Consider the following 2,285-nt stretch of genomic DNA (forward strand, 5'->3'; position numbering starts at 1 on the left):
AGGCTTTATTGATTGAAATCAATGTTCTGTTTATATTACTTTTGTTTTAGTGAGCGTGAGCATCACCCGAACCTTTAGGACTACGAATTGAATCAACCATATCAATCACATCCGCTGGAATTTGCTTAGTTACTTGTTGTACTGCAACAGCAACTACAAAGTTAATAACCATACCAATCAGACCAATACCTTCTGGAGAAATACCAAATAACCAGTTCTCAGCGCTGTTTAAATCAGGGCTAATAAATTTGAAATAAACGATATAACCAATAGTAAATAAAATACCAGATATCATTCCTGCGATAGCACCTTCTTTATTCATAGTCTTAGAGAATATGCCCATAATAATTGCAGGAAAGAAACTCGACGCGGCTAAACCAAAAGCAAAAGCAACCACTGAAGCTACAAATCCTGGTGGGTTAATACCAAAGTATGCCGATATGGTAATGGCCACCACTGCCGCCAACCTTGCCGCACTAAGCTCTTGTTTATCATTAATATTAGGCATAAAGGTTCGCTTGAGTAAATCATGAGAAACCGAAGTAGAAATGACTAATAATAAACCTGCAGTTGTTGATAACGCAGCAGCAATACCGCCCGCCGCAACTAATGCAATAACCCATGCTGGTAAGTCAGCAATTTCAGGCGTTGCTAATACAATGATATCACGGTCAATTTTAACTTCGTTCTTGCTAGCAGGATCTGTGATTTCACCCGCTGAATAGAACATTTTACCATCGTTATTCTTATCATTAAATGTAATAAGACCTGTTTTTTCCCAGTTTTTAATCCAACTAGGTGCTTGTGCGTATTCTGTACCAGAACCCTCTTTACCATTAATTGTATCGACCATGTTTACTCTCGCAAAACCAGCCAATGCAGGTGCTGTAGTATAAACAATTGCAATAAAAATTAATGTCCATGCGGCCGAAATACGTGTATCTTTCACTTTAGGAACAGTGAAAAAGCGAACAATAACATGGGGTAAACCTGCAGTACCCACCATTAATGCACCTGTAATTGCAAACACATCAATCATGCTCTTAGAGCCTTCGGTATATTGCGCAAAACCAAGTTCAGTACTCAAACCATCTAGTTTATCTAATAAATACATACCTGAACCATCGGCTAAACTAGCACCAAAACCTGTTTGTGGTAAAACATGACCAGTCATCATTAACGATAAGAAAACCGCCGGAACTAAGTAAGCAAAAACTAAAATACAATACTGAGCAACTTGCGTATAAGTAATGCCTTTCATACCACCTAAAACAGCGTAGAAGAAAACAATAACCATACCAATATAAACACCTGTTTCAATTTCAACTTCTAAGAAACGAGAGAATACAACACCGACACCACGCATTTGACCAGCAATGTAAGTGAAACAAATAAAGATGGCACAAATTACAGCCACCGTACGCGCTGTTTGTGAGTAATAACGGTCGCCAATAAAATCTGGTACCGTAAATTTACCAAATTTACGTAAATAAGGAGCTAAACATAAGGCTAATAATACATAACCTCCGGTCCAGCCCATTAAATAAACACCACCATCATAACCTGCAAATGAAATAATACCTGCCATTGAAATAAATGACGCAGCACTCATCCAATCAGCTGCTGTTGCCATGCCATTTGCAAATGGGTGTACACCACCACCTGCGACATAAAATTCTTGGGTAGAGCCCGCTCGCGCCCATACAGCGATACCGATATAAAGTGCAAAGCTTAAACCAACAATTAAAAAAGTGAGAGTTTGAACATCCATCATATTGCTCCTATTCGTCTACGCCGTATTTTTTATCTAACGCATTCATTTTCATTGTGTAAACAATAATTAAAGCCACAAATGTGTAAATTGCGCCCTGTTGTGAAAACCAGAAGCCTAATTTAAACCCAAAAAACCTAAATTCATTTAGTACATCAACCAACAAAATACCAAAACCAAAAGATACCAAAAACCAAATTACTAAAAGCTTGAACATTACGGACAGATTCTCTGACCAATATGCTTTAGCTTGTTCATCATTTTTAAAAGCCATTTTCATATTCCCCTAACAAAATTCATCAAGTACGCTAATATTCAACCACTTCAAAATACATATTATTTTTTTTGATTTATAAAAAATATTTTGAATGTGATTAAAATATAAATTCAGGATTAAACATAACAAGCAAATAACAACTTGGAAGTCAGACATTAGTCTTACATTTAGAATATTGAGGTTTATAAAAGACCAATAAGCTATAAAAATAATTAATACTATACCCAAACCACTTCA

2 protein-coding genes are annotated in these 2,285 nt (G+C 36.4%); both read right to left on the reverse strand.

All coding sequences use genetic code 11. The features are described from left to right. Positions 1–46: 46 nt before the first annotated feature. The gene (locus CJF42_RS06840) at positions 47–1,771 is read right to left on the reverse strand and encodes a sodium:solute symporter family protein (protein WP_095365965.1); all 1,725 of its coding nucleotides are present in this window, start codon (positions 1,769–1,771) and stop codon (positions 47–49) included. A gap of 10 nt (positions 1,772–1,781) precedes the next feature. Beyond that, positions 1,782–2,045: a DUF4212 domain-containing protein gene (locus CJF42_RS06845; protein WP_095365966.1), complete on the reverse strand. Its 264-nt coding sequence runs from the start codon at positions 2,043–2,045 to the stop codon at positions 1,782–1,784. Positions 2,046–2,285 lie beyond the last annotated feature (240 nt).

It is taken from the genome of Pseudoalteromonas sp. NBT06-2 (assembly GCF_002276045.1).
GTDB lineage: Bacteria > Pseudomonadota > Gammaproteobacteria > Enterobacterales > Alteromonadaceae > Pseudoalteromonas.